Raw genomic sequence first — 17371 nt, forward strand, 5'->3', positions numbered from 1 at the left:
ACTCAATGAGAGCTCGTACATAAGTGAGCGCTTTATTCTTAGTTATTAATTTTGTTGTTGACACAGGGGAGTCCACATAGGTTGTTCCCTTTACGAAATTTACAACGAAGAAATAAGTTATTTTAACAAAAAAAATAGATCAGGTAATTAGTGTAATTGGTATTAAATAAAACACAATTAAGGTGCACTGCTATCGCATCATTCAACACATTAAAGAATAACGTTCTATACCAACTTTCATAAAAATAAAAAAAGCACCCGAAGGTGCTTTTTAATGACTAATAAAACTTGCTTATCTTGATAAAAATAACTTATTTATTATTTTCACGTGCAATCGCACGGTAAGCGATATCATTGCGATGGAACATACCATCCCAACTAATCTGTTTAGTTAGCTCATAAGCTTTCTGTTGCGCTTCTGTCACTGTATTACCTAATGCAGTTGCACAAAGTACACGTCCACCACTTGTTACCACTTGACCGTCTTTTTCAGCAGTACCAGCATGGAACACTTTTAGCCCTTCTGTTGCTTCAGGAATACCTGAAATAACATGGCCTTTAGTGTAATCAGCAGGGTAACCGCCAGCCGCTAATACAACACCAATTGCAGCACGCGGATCAAACTCGGCAACCATATCTTCCAGTTCGCCGTTTACACCCGCTAAACATAAAGTAACAATGTCAGACTTCATACGTAACATGATTGGTTGTGTTTCAGGGTCACCAAAACGACAGTTGTATTCAATCACTTTAGGTGTGCCATCAGCCATGATCATTAGACCCGCGTATAAGAAACCCGTGTAAGTATTACCTTCAGCAGCCATACCTTCAACCGTAGGGCGAATAACTAAGTCCATAATACGATCATGCATTTCAGGCGTTACTACTGGTGCTGGTGAATATGCGCCCATACCTCCGGTATTTGGACCTGTATCGCCATCGCCAACACGTTTGTGATCTTGGCTTGTTGCCATTGGTACGATATTTTTACCATCAACCATCACGATAAATGATGCTTCTTCACCATCTAAGAACTCTTCAACCACAACACGATGCCCAGCTTCACCAAATGCATTACCAGCAAGCATATCTTGAATAGCATCTTCAGCTTCTTTTAAGGTCATCGCAACGATCACGCCTTTACCTGCGGCAAGACCGTCTGCTTTGATGACAATTGGTGCACCTTTTTCACGAACGTAAGCCAACGCAGGCTCAATTTCAGTGAAGTTTTGGTACCAAGCCGTTGGAATGTCATGACGCGCTAAAAAGTCTTTAGTGAAAGCTTTAGAGCCTTCTAACTGTGCTGCACCTTTGGTTGGACCGAAACAAGCTAACTTAGCTTCACGGAATGCATCAACCACACCAATAACTAAGGGTGCTTCTGGCCCTACAATTGTTAATTCAACATTGTTTTCTTTTGCGAAAGCAACCAAGGCATCGATATCTTCAACACCGATATTAACGTTAGTGACTTTATCTTCTAAAGCACTACCGGCATTGCCCGGTGCAACAAATACGTTTTTAACTTCACTATTTTGTGCCGCTTTCCATGCTAGAGCATGTTCACGACCGCCATTACCAATAATTAGTACATTCATTCGTTTTCCTCACGTAAGACAGTCCGTCGCTATTTAATGCTATTTCAGCGTCAAAAGTACTCATTTAGCGCGCTAAACTCCGTGCTTTTTCCTTGAACTAACACTAAATTGCTTAGTTCTGACTCACTGCAATTATTCAAAAGACTAAAAGTTAATTATGTTTTAAAAGACTTTAAAACATAAGAACAGTTAACTCATTAATTTGTTATATCAACGTCTGTTGGTTCGAGGTCAAGGAAAAGGCACGGAGCTTGCAATTGCAAGTACGCACCTTTAAGGCAGAGATCGAATCTACAGACTAAGATATAAAGATTAATGGCGGAAGTGACGCATTCCTGTAAATACCATTGCCATGTTGTGCTCATCTGCGGCTGCGATAACTTCATCATCACGCATTGAACCACCAGGTTGGATAACACAACTAATACCAGCTTCTGCTGCTGCATCGATACCATCACGGAATGGGAAGAACGCATCAGATGCCATAACAGAACCTTCAACGACTAGGTTTTCGTCAGCCGCTTTAATGCCTGCAATTTTAGCACTGTAAACACGACTCATTTGACCTGCGCCTACACCCACTGTTGCACTGTTTTTAACGTAAACAATCGCATTTGATTTAACAAATTTAGCCACTTTCCAGCTAAATAATAAATCCGTCATTTCAGACTCTGTTGGTTGACGTTTAGAAACAACTTTAAGGTCAGCTATATCAACCATACCTTGGTCACGATCTTGTACTAATAAACCACCGTTAACACGTTTGATATCAAACTCAGTTGTTTGGTCAGCCCATTCGCCACACACTAATAAGCGTAGGTTCTTTTTAGCAGCGATAATAGCAATGGCTTCATCACTGACTGATGGAGCGATAATCACTTCAACAAATTGACGTGATGTAATTGCTTCAGCGGTTGCAGCGTCTAATTCGCGGTTGAATGCGATAATGCCACCAAATGCAGACGTTGGGTCTGTTTTGTAAGCACCTTCGTATGCATCAAGAATGTTTCCAGCAACGGCAACACCACATGGGTTTGCATGTTTAACAATCACACAAGCTGGCTCTGAAAATTCTTTAACACATTCTAGTGCAGAATCAGTATCAGCAATGTTGTTGTAAGATAATGCTTTACCTTGTAACTGCGTTGCTGTTGATACAGAGGCTTCTTGAACATTATTTTCAACATAAAAAGCAGCTGCTTGATGAGAGTTTTCACCGTAACGCATATCTTGTTTCTTTTGGAATTGCGCATTGAAAGTACGTGGGAATTTTGATTCCTCATCACCTTCTTTGTTTTCACCGTAACTTGGTACCATAGTACCGAAGTAGTTAGCAATCATGCCGTCGTATTGAGCGGTATGCTCATAAGCTGCAATTGCTAAATCAAAACGTGTTTTATAAACTAAGCTACCGTCGTTTTCTGTTATTTCAGACAAAATACGTGAGTAGTCAGATGCATTTACAACAATGGCTACGTCTTTATGGTTTTTTGCCGCAGCACGAACCATAGTAGGACCGCCGATATCGATATTTTCAATCGCATCTTCTAACGTACAATCTGGGTTAGCTACTGTTGCAGCAAATGGATATAAATTAACAACAACCATATCAATCGCTTGGATATCGTTTGCAGACATAATTGCTTCATCGATACCACGACGAGCAAGAATACCGCCATGAATTTTAGGATGTAATGTTTTTACACGTCCATCCATCATCTCAGGGAATCCAGTGTAATCAGATACTTCTGTTACTTTGATATTATTTTCAGCCAATAATTTACAAGTACCGCCTGTTGATAAAAGCTCAACGCCTTTATCCGCTAATTCACGTGCAAATTCTACAATACCAGTTTTATCAGAAACACTGATCAGTGCGCGTTTAATTGTTCGGTTATTTTCCATTATCTTCCACATTCCTCGGTTAATGTTTTCATGGGTGAAAAACTCAAATGATTGGAGTTTTCTTAAAAGTTAAACTTGCGCGGCATTCTACCCGAATTGAAAGGACTTTTATTCGTTTTGTTGAATAAAAACACAAAAAATAGTGCTATTTATGCAAAATAATTAATAACTGCGTGTTTAATAAGTTTTATGTAAATAACTAGCAATGCCTCTGCATGTCACCGCTTTAACTTTTTCAAAGTTTAAATCTGACATTAGTTGCGTACTAAACTGGTTATTTTGGGCCACGACAGCTTGTAAATGAGGAAGTTGATATAAGGAAATTAATTGTTTAATAAAGGGTTGTAACACAGGAAGTAGATCTTGATGATCATGAAAATCAGGTAAAAGACGTAAAATAAATGAAGGCTCTATTGCCTCATCAATAAAACAATCTTGTAAACCAGTGCAACCGATGACGGTACTGTTGTCTAGATCTTCAATGGCATACATTTTATGTTTTTTGTTACTGATGAACATATTAAAGCAGTCATCGGCCTGTTGTTTCGATAACACACCAGTGATGCTGTATTTCATACAAGCTCGGTGTTGTAATATATCGGTGAAATCGTTTTTATCTGATTCGATAAAAGGGCGAATACTTAATTGATGATGTTTTATAAAAAGCGTCATCTTACCTCCATTTATAGTGCTGACATTGTCGCTTACAAGTGGTGAATAGGCATTAGTATATCGCTCATTTTATGTACAGATCTATTAAATATTTAAAACAGTGAAGTTACAACAAGATATAAAAAGTAACGTTAGCGTCAGACACAAAAAAACATGCCACAGCATAATCTGGTTCACATAAGGTGAACGGCATATTTACTTTTAGCAAACGGATATCGATTCTTAAAGGCTTTAAACACCTAGAATAACTTCGTTCTCGCTTTCCCTACTGCTTAAACTCGGCGGCATTTTTTTCTATATCAATCACTATCTTTAGGACATTTCCTGGTTCATATATCGGCATCATGGTCAGAGTATGAATAATATGAGAAAACGCATCTCTGAAGCCCAATTGATTAGCAAAAGCAGCTTTAAGTGATTTCGCCATCAGTATCATTTTGTAATGAATTAAATGATAAGCAAGTAAAACGGCTTTCAAGCATGTGCAGCTTCATTTCGCGATAACCTAATTCAATCCCCTAACGATAAGCATATAAATCAAAAGCTTATACGCTTAGGCATGATTCAATAATGCCTGGCTCTAAGGTATCTGACAAAGAAGAAAACTTGGTAAGACAATTAATCGAAGTGCGAGCTAGTGCTTCTGAAAGCCCCATAAAAAAATCCCATGACCTTTTGAGTCATAGGATTTTCATTTTCTTCAGCTAAAAATAAACGAACTTTTATTAACTGATTGGCATTACGCTAACAAGCGTCATTTTCATTCATTGTAACGTTAATTGGTATCATGACTTATAAGCAATAAAAACGTCGCAACACCAATCAAAGAGGCTTAAGTTAACATTTCGATTTCACTATTTTTTCTGGCGAAAAAAAGACACCTTTAGTCACTTGCCAAGTGATCGCTAATGCACCAATCATAAATACGATGTCACCGATGGTACGCACCCAGCGCAATGTAACTAACGTATCACTTTGCATAACGGCTTCACTACGCGCATACCAAAGCCCCTCTGATGCACTCGCAATAAATTGAATAATGCCAATGGGTAATAAACTAGTAAATAACATCAATGCTAAGCCTATATTCATCCACCAAAAAGAAACCTTCATTAAACGCTCATCAAATTTCAAATGAGGACGAATATATCTTAATACCAATAAGGTAAAGCCGAGCGCTAAGAAACCGTACACACCAAATAGTGCAGCATGCGCATGGGTTGCCGTCGTATTAAGACCTTGAATATAATATAAAGAAATTGGAGGATTGATCATAAACCCTAATACGCCAGCGCCTAACATATTCCAAAAAGCAACAGCAACAAAGTACATAATAGGCCATTTCACACTGTCCATCCAAGGCGCACGTTTTTGCAACTTATAGTGCTCCCAAGCTTCATGTCCAAGCACAATTAATGGCACAACTTCGAGTGCACTAAAGGTTGCACCGACTGCCATAACAGGTGTTGTTGTACCAGAAAAATACAAATGATGGAAAGTACCCGGAATACCCCCTAACATGAATAATGAGGCAGATGCTAATGAAGCCACTGTCGCCATACGTTGAGAAACTAATCCCATATTAAAGAAAATAAATGCCAACGCAGTAGTAGCAAAAACTTCAAAGAAACCTTCAACCCATAGATGTACAATCCACCAACGCCAATATTCCATCACAGAGAGATGTGTTCTTTCACCGTAAAAGAAACCCGCCCCATAAAATAAACCAATCGCGATACATGAGAACATAAATAAGACTAATAAGTTTTTATCACCTTTCTGTTTCAACGTCGGCGTAATACAACGCATCATCAATATTAACCACAATACAAGCCCAATAAATTTACCAATTTGCCATAATCGCCCTAAATCAACATATTCATAACCTTGATGGCCTAACCAAAAATTTAAATCTGCTGGCATTATTTGCGCAATTGCTAAGTAATTACCTATAAATGAGCCAACAACAACCAGAACCAGTGCCCAAAAAAGCACATCAACACCGAGTTTTTGGAATTTAGGATCTTTACCTCCATTGATGATTGGTGCTAAAAATAATCCTGCCGCTAAAAAGCCACTGGCGATCCAAAATAAAGCAGATTGAATATGCCAAGTACGCACTAAACTATAAGGAAACCATTCTGAAGTTTGAATACCGTAAAAGCCTTGACCTTCAACGGTATAATGCGCGGTGAGTGCCCCCATAAAAATTTGAAAAGTAAATAAAGCCACGACCAGAAATAAATATTTACCTAATGCTTTTTGCGAAGCTGTTAATGCGAAAGATAAGATAGGATCATTGAGTGGCGCAACAGGTTCACTTTCATCTTCTTTTCGTAAAAATGCCCAAGCCCATACTAAAGCACCAATACCGGCAACCAACAATACAATACTCACAACAGACCATAAAATATTTTCAGTGGTAGGTTTATTATCGATTAATGGTTCATGCGGCCAATTATTTGTATAAGTTGCATTACCGTCACTACGTTCAGTTGAGGCAGCCCAAGCGGTCCAAAAAAAGAATTCAGTTAAACGCTCCCTTCTCTCTGCACTTGGTAATGTCACCTCTTTCATGGCATAATTTTCACGCGTTTTTTGTAATTCAGGTGCACCGCCAAAGAGCGCATTATAATACTCACCCGTTTGCTCAATCGCTTGCAGACGCCTTACTGATAAGGTGACTTTATTTTTCTCATGATCATAGGTATTTTTTCTGTAATCATTTTTAAGTTTATATTGTAATGTGTTTTGCTGCTCTCCGGTTAATCGATCAAAAGGTTTAGCAAACTCATCCATTGCTGCTAAATCCAACCAATTAACAAGCTCTCGATGTAACCAATCCGCTGTCCAATCGGGCGCTTGATAAGCACCATGACCCCATATTGATCCCAGTTGCATCCCACCTACTGATTGCCAAGCCGTTTGACCGTCTAATATTTTTTCTTCCGTTGTAAAAATATCACCACGTTCAGAAACGAATGATGCTGGTATAGGTGGTGCTGTACGATAAATTTCTGTTCCGTAGTAACCTAATAATGAAAAGGTAATGGCAAGCACCCCTAAGAGGGTCCACCACAATTTTTTATACTCTCCCATAACATGCTCCTTTTGATGAGTATTTAGCCTTTAATTAACAACCTTAAACTCAAAAACCTCTAAAATAAAAACCCTTTATTTAACGTACAAATAAAAGATGCATTTAAAATGAATCTTATTTGAGGCGATTTTACATACAAAATTAAAGATGTAAACTATATGTATCTTTTAAATCGATGTATTTAAAATAATTCTTTAAGATATTAAGGCGGTAAAGACAAAATAATGCCATTATTAAATATCATCACATAGGTGCTTTATATGAACATTTCTCGTTTTACCGATTACTCATTACGAGTATTAATTTACCTTGCGGCTGCAAAAGAAACTTCCCACATTATCACAATTAAAGAAGTCGCTGAGCGATATCAAATATCAAAAAATCATTTGATGAAAGTAGTGCAGGAACTTAGTGCCAACAATCATATCAATGCAACCCGGGGGAAAAATGGAGGAATAAAGCTTAATACCGCGCCTGAAAATATAAATATAGGCCAGCTGGTACGCTCTATAGAACAAGGTTCAACATTGGTTGAATGCTTTGGAAAAGATAACCAATGTGTGATCACATCAAGTTGTCAGCTAAAAAGAATGTTTGCACAAGCAATGGAATCTTTCTTTGATTGTTTAGATCAATACACGTTAGCTGATTTAATCAAAGGAGAGAATAAAGCCGCACTCAGACAGGTACTTAAGATTCCAATAGAATAAACGGCTCTTTTCAAAAAAAGAATACCTTAACCGACAATCAATATTAGGATGCAGAGCATAACCATATAATGAATAAGCAGTGATGAATAAGCAGTGCTTAGAAACAAAAAAACATACCGAAGTATGTTTTTTTAGTGAATAAAATATTAACAGTTTTTATTTGTGGTAAGGCGCGCTTAACTCATGCACAGCATCAACAAACACTTTCGCATTTTCAGGTGGCACATCTAAATGAATACCATGCCCTAAATTAAACACATGACCATTACCTGTACCAAAACCTTCTAAGATAGTCGCCACTTCTTGGCGAATACGTTCAGGTGATGCATATAACATTGATGGATCCATGTTACCTTGTAGTGCAACACGCGAACCAACACGCGCTTTCGCTTCTTTGATATCAATTGTCCAATCTAAACCAATTGCATCACAACCCGTGTCAGCGATTTGTTCGATCCATTGACCGCCATTCTTTGTGAATAAAGTCACCGGTATTTTTTGACCATCATAATTACGGGTTAAACCATCCACTATTTTATGCATATATTGCAATGAGAAGTCTTTGTAATCGCGTGGCGATAAAATACCACCCCACGTATCAAAGACCATCACAGATTGAGCACCTGCAGCAATTTGTGCATTTAAATAAGCAATCACAGAATCGGCCAATTTATCTAATAACAGATGCAATGTTTGTGGCTCAGAAAATGCCATTTTTTTAATTTTAGTGAAGAATTTCGAACCACTGCCTTCAACCATATAAGTCGCTAACGTCCACGGGCTACCAGAGAAACCAATTAGTGGTACTTCGCCTTTTAAATCACGACGAATGGTACGGACCGCATTCATTACATACTGGAGCTCACCTTCAGGATCTGGCATGATCAGATTATCAACATCTTTTTTACAGCTAATAGGACGCTCGAATCGAGGTCCTTCACCTTCAGAGAAATATAGCCCTAAGCCCATTGCATCTGGAATAGTTAAAATATCAGAAAATAGAATCGCGGCATCTAAGTCAAAACGACGTAAAGGTTGTAAGGTCACTTCACACGCTAAATCGGCATTACGACATAAAGACATGAAATCACCTGCTTGAGCACGTGTTGCTTTATATTCTGGTAAATAGCGACCTGCTTGACGCATCATCCACACAGGTGTTTTATCTACTTCTTTGTTTAGCAAAGCGCGAATATAACGATCATTTTTTAATTCTGTCATTTGTAACCTTATCCTGTTTTAGCTATTGATAGCCTATCGAGTAATCATTTCCATCTATTGATAGAATATACCTTATCTCTTCGCATAAATAAATTTGGTATTACCTATCACTTCGATACCTAATATTAAATTTAGCGGCATCGCTTTACTGTTTTTTCAATTAATTTTCGCGCGATTGTCCCATGTTTTGGCATCAGAGGTAAATCATCGATATCGTACCAATTGGCTTCAATCAACTCATTAGGCTGAATATTTATCTCGCCTGACGCATAGTCAGCAGTAAACCCCATCATTAAAGAATGTGGAAAAGGCCAAGGTTGGCTCGTCACATATTGAATGTTCTTAACCTTAAGACCAACTTCTTCGAAAACTTCACGTTCTACACAGGCCTCTAGCGTTTCACCTGCTTCAGTAAAACCAGCTAAGGTCGTATAAACGGGATAATTATCTTTTTGATGACGGTTATGTAAAGCCAATAGGATTTTTTTATGCTTACGAATTGCCACAATAATACAAGGTGATACACGCGGATAAGCACGATGTTGGCAGTGATAGCATTTCATCGCAACTTCCCAATCGATCTCTTGCATTGGTTTGCCACACTGACCACAATACCGATGGGTTTTATAAAACAAAGCGATTTGAAATGCACGCCCTGCCATTTCAAATAACAGGTCGTGAGCTTTGCCTAATAATGAGCGTAAACTAACATATTCACCCAACCCCATATCCAAACTGCTTTCCACTTCAACTAAATAACACGGATAATTATTATAGCTTCCCAATAACCGTTTATTGTCTGTCGCGTGTTCAGGAAAAGGTAGCTCTTCAATGCATCCAAAAGGGATAAGATCACCTTTATCTAAAGCAACCAATTTACCTTCTGATAAAATAAGCCACCATGCGTTGTCGTTCAACGCGGTTTTTAACTCTGACATGTTGAATACTCATTTTCGGGAGTGATAAATAATATAGTGCAATATCAAGCAGGTATTGAACAAGTGTTATTTTTATCTTATCAAGGTAACAACACATTAAACTTACAAATTAAAAGTCACAGCAACGATTAATGTAAAATATTTGTATTTCAAGCGATTACATTGGGCATAAGCTCACAGTAATGATGTGGTTACCTATATAAACTAAATTTATATTGACGGATGCCGCTATTTGACTTAATTTTTACCTAGTTAACTTTATAGCTATTTCATTTAAAAGAGGTTTTTATGCTTAAAAAAATAAAGCAAGCAAAAGAAGAATGGGGTGGCACACTTTCTGTTTTAGATAACTGGTTAGACGAACGCCAAAAACTAGTGATTTTATATTGTAAATTAGCAGGTTTACCGCCATACCAAGAAGAAAAACAAGGCTTACCAAATCAAGCTTTAATCACAGAATTTTGCCAAGGTTTATTAGACTATGCTTCAACAGGTCACTTTGAAGTTTATGAACAAATCATAGAGAAATCTAAATTAAGTGGAGAAGAAAACTTAAAAATAGCACAAGAGCTATATTCTAGAATAACCACGACAACCGACACTGCATTAAATTTCAATGATACTTATGCAGAGAATGCATCAGACAAAACATTGTTAAATTTCGATAGAGATTTATCTGAGTTAGGTCAAATAATGGAAAGTCGATTTGAACGAGAAGATCAATTATTGGAAGTCGTTCACCTGAACCATACTCTTGCATAGTAAATCGAATAGTTTTGTTTTCATGATGAAGCTAAGATTTAAAAAGTAATAAATTAACACTAAAAAACAATCTATACAGATTGTTTTTTAGTACTTGAACTCAACTAATAAGCTAAAGTGCTTTACGACAAAAAATAAGTATTCGACTTACAAGTGCGGTACTTGAGAATCTAAACTATTTTTAACTAATAAGAAATATTCTTTAATAAAAAGCACTTGCTCTTCTGACGCATTATGTTCCCAGCATTTACCTAATATTTGTTCCATATCGTCAACAATTCTATCGCCTTCAGCAACCACTATTAAACGTGTTTCATTACTCAATTGAGGTTGTTGCTGACAAAATGTCATTAATAAATTAGCCACTTCATCTAATACGATATCGGCAATGACTTGCCCACTTCCAGAGCTTGCAGCCCCTTCGAAGATATTTAAATTATCAGCAAAATAACCTATACATGATTCGTATGCTTCACTTTTTAATAACATAACTACTAAACTCTACCTGTTATAAACTATTAATAAACAATGCTTAAATTTTAATATTCATTATTAAACATTGTCATATTCTCGTTAAAATTCACCCATTTCACGTAAAGAAAGATCTCTACGAGCATTAAATGCTTTTAACTCTTTTTTAGGCATTTCTTGTGACAACGGTAAATCAACTGTCATCGCATTAACCGGTTTATTATAGACATGGAACTCATAGTGTAAATGCGCACCTGTCGAGCGTCCTGTATTACCAGACTTAGCAATTAATTGGTCTATCGCAACACGCTGCCCTTTATGGACTAATATCTTACTTAAATGCAGGAAACGAGTCGTATATTTACGACCATGTTTAATCACAATATAATTACCTGCTGCAGGATGATAGCCAGCACGAAGCACAACCCCATCGCCAGTAGCATAAACATTTGTGCCTACCGGTACAGCAAAGTCAGTGCCATTATGTGGGCTAACTCGTTTTGTTATAGGGTGTAGTCGCTTAGGATTAAAACGAGAACTAATACGAGGTTTACCATTCACTGGGTAACGGCGGTAAGCTTTGCTTAGGCCTCTACCCTTTTTATCATAATAACGACCATCTTCATTTAAAAATGCCGTGTAATTGCGTGAACGAGTCTTAATAATAATAGCTAACACTTCACTATCAAAACTATAAGCTCCTTCGATATATTGCTTTGCCACTAAAACATGAAAGGTATCACCAACACGTAACTGACGATTGAAATCAAACTGTTCTGATAGTGCACTTGAAATTTGTTGAATTTGGCTAGCCGATAAACCACTTTTTTTAGCACTGACGTAAAAGCTACCAGTCACACTGCCCTGGTAGTAACTATTACGCCATTCGCCTTCCTTTATTTCTAGATTGGAAGTGTAGCCACCATCCTTCAAAACAAAACTTAAAGTATTAGCACGGTCAATAATAACTTTTAATGCCAGTAATTGATTGTCGGGACTAACTAATAATTGTACGACTTGACCGGGTATTAAATTAGCAAGGCGCAAATGTTCAGTATCCGCCTCTAATAACTCTTGTAAAACAGCCGCTGAAATACTTTCATTAGAAAAAATTTCACTTAATGTATCGCCAGCAGAAATAGTGATCTCAACTTCACGGTTACCAGAGAAATCAGGAAATAATTTATCACTATTATTACGAATGGCATTTAAAGGTTCTGCGACAGCATACTCACCTTTCAATGAATCACTAATGGGTAAGGCTAATTCTCTCTTAATAGTTTTACCACTATGATGACTAGGTGGTATCAAGCTCACAAACAACAAGAAAAAGAACAATGCAATAATCGCCCAAAAATGTAGGCGAGGCAGATTATTAATAAAAGAAAGTGCTTTTCTAAACATGTTTTTACATTGAAACAATAAAGGCATAAAAGATCTCGATTAGACAGGGGAAACATAACCGCAAAATTAAAATGGATGCGAGTATAACTCATACACAAACTATCTTTAAGAAAATAAAACAGTAATTTTAATCAGCTTCGACCATTAATGTAGGTAATCAGTTCTATCTTATTTAAAAAGAATAGGGTGTTATCCGTCACAAAAAAATGTAAGATGGACGTCTAGATGTAAAAACATCCAAACCAGTTTAATCAAATAGCCGAATAGGAGTTCACATGTCACGTGACTTATTTACTTCAGAATCAGTTTCTGAAGGACATCCAGATAAAATCGCCGATCAAATTTCTGATGCCGTACTTGATGCCATTTTAAAACAAGATACTAAAGCACGCGTTGCTTGTGAAACCTACGTCAAAACCGGAATGGTGATGGTTGGTGGTGAAATCACTACTGATGCATGGGTTGATATTGAACAAATCACACGTGATACCGTACGTGAAATTGGTTACACAAGCTCAGAAATGGGTTTTGATGCAGATTCTTGTGCCGTACTAAATGTTGTTGGTAAACAGTCTCCTGATATTAATCAAGGCGTTGACCGTTCAGACCCTCGTGAACAAGGTGCGGGTGACCAAGGTTTAATGTTTGGTTATGCAACCAATGAAACAGAAGTATTCATGCCTGCTCCTATTACTTACGCTCACCGTCTTGTTAAAAAACAAGCTGAGGTACGTAAAAGTGGTCAACTAGATTGGTTACGTCCAGATGCAAAAAGCCAAGTTACTTTTGCTTATGATGAAGGAAAAATTGTTGGTATTGATGCTGTTGTACTGTCAACGCAACATCGTGAAGATATTAAACAATCAGACTTAGTTGAAGCGGTAATGGAAGAAATCATTAAACCAGTTTTACCAGCAGAATGGTTAACTGAACGCACTAAATTCCATATCAATCCAACAGGTCGTTTTGTGATCGGTGGTCCAGTAGGTGACTGTGGCTTAACAGGCCGTAAAATTATCGTAGATACTTACGGTGGTACAGCACGTCACGGTGGCGGAGCATTCTCAGGTAAAGATCCTTCAAAAGTTGACCGTAGTGCCGCTTATGCAGCTCGTTACGTAGCAAAAAACATTGTAGCTGCTGGTTTAGCAGATCGTTGTGAGATTCAAGTTTCTTACGCAATTGGTGTTGCAGAGCCTACATCAATCAGTGTTGAAACATTTGGTACTGAAAAAGTAGCAAAAAGCTTAATCGTTAGCTTAGTAAGCGAGCATTTTGACCTACGCCCTTACGGCTTAATTGAGATGTTAGACCTAATTAAACCTATCTATAAAGAAACGGCTGCGTATGGGCACTTTGGACGTGAGCACTTCCCTTGGGAAGCGCTAGACAAAGTTGAAGCGTTAAAAGCAGCAGCATTTTAATTAATCGTTTTATAAAAACGATTTAATATTTAATCATGCTTACGTTTGAAGATAAAAAAGCACTCGCAGTGAAAGGTGAAGATTGTTTCATTTTAGCCGAGTGCTTTTTTGATCGCGCTTTTCCTCGTCCCAGTTATTTATTTAACCAACGAGGCCGTAGTGCAGGTTCTGCTCACCTACAAAAAAACCTGATCAAATTTAACCCTATCTTATACATGCAAAATAAAACTACTTTTATAGAACACGTAGTAGCACACGAGATTGCTCACCTGATCACGTATCAATTATTTGGAAGAGTTCGTCCTCACGGTAAAGAGTGGCAAAATATTATGACTCAAGTATTTAAATTACCTGCAAATACCACCCATCAATTAGACATTAGCGATGTACAAGGGCAACTATTTCCCTATCGTTGCTTATGCACAGAACACCAATTGACCATACGTCGACACAATAAGATAAAAAAAGGTACAAGTTACCTGTGTAGGAAATGCAAATCCCCTCTTACCCCTGCTAACGAAAAAAATGTATTAAAACCTTAACTAACCTCTTAAAAGATGAATTTAAAAAGGTAAAAGTAAAACGAGGTAAAGTAGTGGGATACAAGTTAGCAATATTCAACATAAGCGATAACGAAAATAAATATAGAAAGAAAGTATAGAAAGAAAGTATAGAAAGAAAGTATAGAAGTTATAAGAAGATAGAAGGTATAGAAAATAGTTAGCGGTGTTAAGCATGAATTTGATATGGGATTAATATTGCAACTACTCCAACCCCCCGCCTTTATAGCTGCAATATTAATTTTACCATTTTACTTTTTACTATTACACCAACAGATGGCTTTTACCCTGCGGTGTAGATACGCTTTTTCATCATCAAAAGCCTACCTTAATGACCAAGCTTTCACTGTGCGATGAAAGTCAGTCTCATCATCCATTATCAACGGCAATAGAAACCGAAATGAATAATGATGGTTTCTGATAGTGAAAAAAGAATAGGACGATTCCTATCACTACCACGGACAAAGAATACTTAATCTTATCTATTTCGACACTGAACTATATTCATTTTCACTTCTTCTGGACGAAAGAAATATCACATGACTGAACAATAATAAACAAGAAAGTGTGTGTCTCTGCCAACAACTTAATGATAATAGATATCATTATCACATGTCAACATTTTAGATGAAGTATTTTTAATAAATGATAAATAAAGTGAACAAATAACCTTCAAAAAATCAGACAAAATAGTCATAAAGTATTGAATATAGGTATTTAAAACGAAAAAAATCCGATACTTGAGATCGGATTTTAATATGAAAATTTATTAATGACGTTAGCCATAAAAACTTTATTTTCAATAAAAAGACATGCAAATGGCTGATAATAGATTTTTAGACATTGATATTTAAGACCTTTGATTTAACGTCTATTAATGTAACGGCTGTATTTTTTAATATCTGTTTTTTTAATAGCTGTCTTTTAGCATCTATTTTTAACACCTATAATTTAACGCATAAAGTTATCTAAAATAATGCCAGTGGCCATCGCTACATTTAATGACTCAGCTTGACCAAAATTAGGGATGGTTATTTTATCCGTAATAAATGCACTCACACCTTCAGAAATGCCATGAGACTCGCTCCCCATTACAATAAATGCACTATTAGGTAATTGGCTTTTATGGAGATTTTTACCCTCTAAAAATGCACCGTAGACAGGTTTATCCTGTGATGATAGATACTCACATAAGTCAGTATGGCTAACTTGCACTCGCACGAAAGACCCCATCGTCGCGGCAATCACTTTAGGGTTATAAAGGTCTGCACAGTCCGTACTACAAATAATATGTTTAATACCATACCAATCAGCGACGCGAATAATAGTGCCTAAATTACCTGGGTCACCTACCTGATCTAACACCAAAATTAATTCATCATTATTAATCGTTGGCGCTTCATAAGCTTTACACTTAACAATAGCAATCACACTATTATTAGTTTTTAGCGTGCCTGCTTTTTGTAACTCTTCTACCGAACTTTCAACAGTTAAACTAACCAATTGTTGAGCACTTAATGACGCAGCATATTTATTAATATATTCCGTTGTTGCAAATATATTCACTATTTCAAAATCAGAATTAAATAACTCACCCACATTTTTCTCGCCTTGTACTAAAAATAGACCAGACTTTTTACGTTGTTTTTTTTGCTCTAATGAGTGAATAAGTTTTAACTGATTTTTAGAGATCATAAAATTTCCAATTATAAGTAACAGCGCATGGCTTTTTATAAGTTACAACACATAGCGTTTATAAGTAACAACACATAATCAGGGCATCTTCACGCCCGTTATGGGTTGGGTAATAGGCAGTTCGCACATCAACTTCAACAAAATCTAAATTTTCATAAAGCTTAATTGCAGTTTGATTTGAGGCTCTGACTTCAAGCCAGATTTCTTCTTGCGATAATGTTCTAGCAAATGTTTTTAAATAAGATAATAAAGCACGCCCAACACCTTGCCCTTGATGAGAAGCAGAAACAGCAATATTTAATAACGTCACTTCACCCGCAACATAACTCGCAATGAAATAACCCACTACTTCTTCATCGAGCATCAATACATGGTTAATATAACGTTTACCAAAGTTACTTAAAAATAGTTTTTCTGACCATGGATGGCTATGTACAGACGATTCGATAGTAAATATTGATGGTATATCTGTCACCGCCATCGCGATAATAGATTGATTACTGTTGATAGGCACAGAACTGCTTCCAAAGTACTTTTTTAGCATTGCCATTGACGGCTAGCGTCGCTAAAGAGGGAGAATGTAACAATTGATGTGTTACTGAAGTTTCAATTTCACCGATGGTTGACCAAATTAAATGAGGCAATGTTCCTTGCTGACTTTCAAATTGAGCCAGAGAACAATAAACAACACTATCAACATTAATATTAAAGGCATTGAGAATAGCAGGCATCAATTCATGACTTTTATCTGCCTCTGTACATACCACAAGTAATTTACAAACAGAAAGGTTTAATTGCTTAAGCATTTCCTCTGTTTTAAATAATGTTGGTTTTCTTACTTGCCAGTGGGTAATACCCATTTCTTGTAAAAAAACTGCTTGTTGGTGTTTCATAACTAGCCCAAATAAAAA

At 36.9% G+C, this 17371-nt stretch carries 15 protein-coding genes and 1 pseudogene; 4 read left to right on the top strand and 12 right to left on the bottom strand.

The genetic code is table 11. The annotated features are described in order from the left end of the window. Window positions 1-311 precede the first annotated feature (311 nt). The 5 genes and pseudogenes from purD to SP041_RS18360 form a co-directional block, all read right to left on the bottom strand. The gene (gene purD, locus SP041_RS18345; RefSeq protein ID WP_025564201.1) at window positions 312-1598 is read right to left on the bottom strand and encodes a phosphoribosylamine--glycine ligase; all 1287 of its coding nucleotides are present in this window, start codon (window positions 1596-1598) and stop codon (window positions 312-314) included. A 312-nt stretch (window positions 1599-1910) separates the two neighbouring features. Beyond that, a complete protein-coding gene (gene purH / locus SP041_RS18350; RefSeq protein ID WP_025564199.1) occupies window positions 1911-3503 on the bottom strand; it encodes a bifunctional phosphoribosylaminoimidazolecarboxamide formyltransferase/IMP cyclohydrolase in 1593 nt (530 codons plus the stop codon). Between the two features lie 177 nt (window positions 3504-3680). Further along, window positions 3681-4175: a GNAT family N-acetyltransferase gene (locus SP041_RS18355; RefSeq protein ID WP_025564198.1), complete on the bottom strand. Its 495-nt coding sequence runs from the start codon at window positions 4173-4175 to the stop codon at window positions 3681-3683. A 268-nt stretch (window positions 4176-4443) separates the two neighbouring features. Beyond that, a pseudogene (locus SP041_RS21275) lies at window positions 4444-4714 on the bottom strand (IS4 family transposase); the annotation flags it as partial. 298 nt (window positions 4715-5012) lie between these two features. Next, complete coding sequence (locus SP041_RS18360) at window positions 5013-7274, bottom strand: nitric-oxide reductase large subunit (RefSeq protein WP_025564196.1); 2262 nt, start codon at window positions 7272-7274, stop codon at window positions 5013-5015. A gap of 261 nt (window positions 7275-7535) precedes the next feature. Here SP041_RS18360 and SP041_RS18365 point away from each other — a divergent pair, with 261 nt between their 5' ends. Continuing rightward, window positions 7536-7985: an Rrf2 family transcriptional regulator gene (locus tag SP041_RS18365; RefSeq protein WP_025564194.1), complete on the top strand. Its 450-nt coding sequence runs from the start codon at window positions 7536-7538 to the stop codon at window positions 7983-7985. A gap of 156 nt (window positions 7986-8141) precedes the next feature. Here SP041_RS18365 and hemE read toward each other — a convergent pair whose 3' ends face one another. Both hemE and nudC read right to left on the bottom strand, forming a co-directional pair. Beyond that, on the bottom strand, window positions 8142-9206 hold the full coding sequence (gene hemE, locus SP041_RS18370) for a uroporphyrinogen decarboxylase (RefSeq protein WP_025564192.1): 1065 nt from the start codon (window positions 9204-9206) through the stop codon (window positions 8142-8144). Window positions 9207-9337: 131 nt separating this feature from the next. Then, a complete protein-coding gene (nudC, locus tag SP041_RS18375) occupies window positions 9338-10144 on the bottom strand; it encodes an NAD(+) diphosphatase (RefSeq protein ID WP_025564190.1) in 807 nt (268 codons plus the stop codon). A gap of 288 nt (window positions 10145-10432) precedes the next feature. Between nudC and SP041_RS18380 the strand changes: the two genes are divergently transcribed. Continuing rightward, window positions 10433-10906: an Rsd/AlgQ family anti-sigma factor gene (locus SP041_RS18380; RefSeq protein WP_025564188.1), complete on the top strand. Its 474-nt coding sequence runs from the start codon at window positions 10433-10435 to the stop codon at window positions 10904-10906. A 147-nt stretch (window positions 10907-11053) separates the two neighbouring features. Here the strand turns inward: SP041_RS18380 and SP041_RS18385 are convergent, their stop codons facing one another. Together SP041_RS18385 and SP041_RS18390 are read right to left on the bottom strand one after the other, a co-directional pair. Next, a complete protein-coding gene (locus SP041_RS18385) occupies window positions 11054-11395 on the bottom strand; it encodes a DUF3802 family protein (RefSeq protein ID WP_025564186.1) in 342 nt (113 codons plus the stop codon). A gap of 84 nt (window positions 11396-11479) precedes the next feature. Next, window positions 11480-12781, bottom strand: a complete 1302-nt coding sequence (locus tag SP041_RS18390; RefSeq protein WP_137297987.1) for a peptidoglycan DD-metalloendopeptidase family protein — start codon at window positions 12779-12781, stop codon at window positions 11480-11482. A gap of 275 nt (window positions 12782-13056) precedes the next feature. Here SP041_RS18390 and metK point away from each other — a divergent pair, with 275 nt between their 5' ends. Together metK and SP041_RS18400 are read left to right on the top strand one after the other, a co-directional pair. Then, window positions 13057-14205 carry a methionine adenosyltransferase gene (gene metK / locus SP041_RS18395; RefSeq protein ID WP_025564182.1) on the top strand — a complete coding sequence of 383 codons (1149 nt, stop codon included), beginning with the start codon at window positions 13057-13059 and terminating at the stop codon, window positions 14203-14205. Window positions 14206-14240: 35 nt separating this feature from the next. After that, the gene (locus SP041_RS18400; protein WP_037048762.1) at window positions 14241-14747 is read left to right on the top strand and encodes a SprT family zinc-dependent metalloprotease; all 507 of its coding nucleotides are present in this window, start codon (window positions 14241-14243) and stop codon (window positions 14745-14747) included. A gap of 969 nt (window positions 14748-15716) precedes the next feature. Here the strand turns inward: SP041_RS18400 and SP041_RS18405 are convergent. Genes SP041_RS18405 through SP041_RS18415 form a run of 3 tightly spaced genes read right to left on the bottom strand, consistent with a single transcriptional unit; the run spans window position 15717 to window position 17353 of the window. Then, window positions 15717-16460: an RNA methyltransferase gene (locus tag SP041_RS18405; RefSeq protein WP_025564178.1), complete on the bottom strand. Its 744-nt coding sequence runs from the start codon at window positions 16458-16460 to the stop codon at window positions 15717-15719. Window positions 16461-16518: 58 nt separating this feature from the next. Continuing rightward, window positions 16519-16974, bottom strand: a complete 456-nt coding sequence (gene rimI / locus SP041_RS18410) for a ribosomal protein S18-alanine N-acetyltransferase (RefSeq protein WP_025564177.1) — start codon at window positions 16972-16974, stop codon at window positions 16519-16521. Next, window positions 16958-17353, bottom strand: coding sequence for a DNA polymerase III subunit psi (locus tag SP041_RS18415; protein WP_025564175.1), 396 nt, complete (start codon window positions 17351-17353; stop codon window positions 16958-16960). The genes rimI and SP041_RS18415 overlap by 17 nt, the downstream gene beginning before the upstream one ends. Between the last annotated feature and the right edge of the window lie 18 nt (window positions 17354-17371).

It is taken from the genome of Psychromonas sp. SP041 (assembly GCF_000470315.2).
In the GTDB taxonomy this organism is placed as follows: domain Bacteria; phylum Pseudomonadota; class Gammaproteobacteria; order Enterobacterales; family Psychromonadaceae; genus Psychromonas.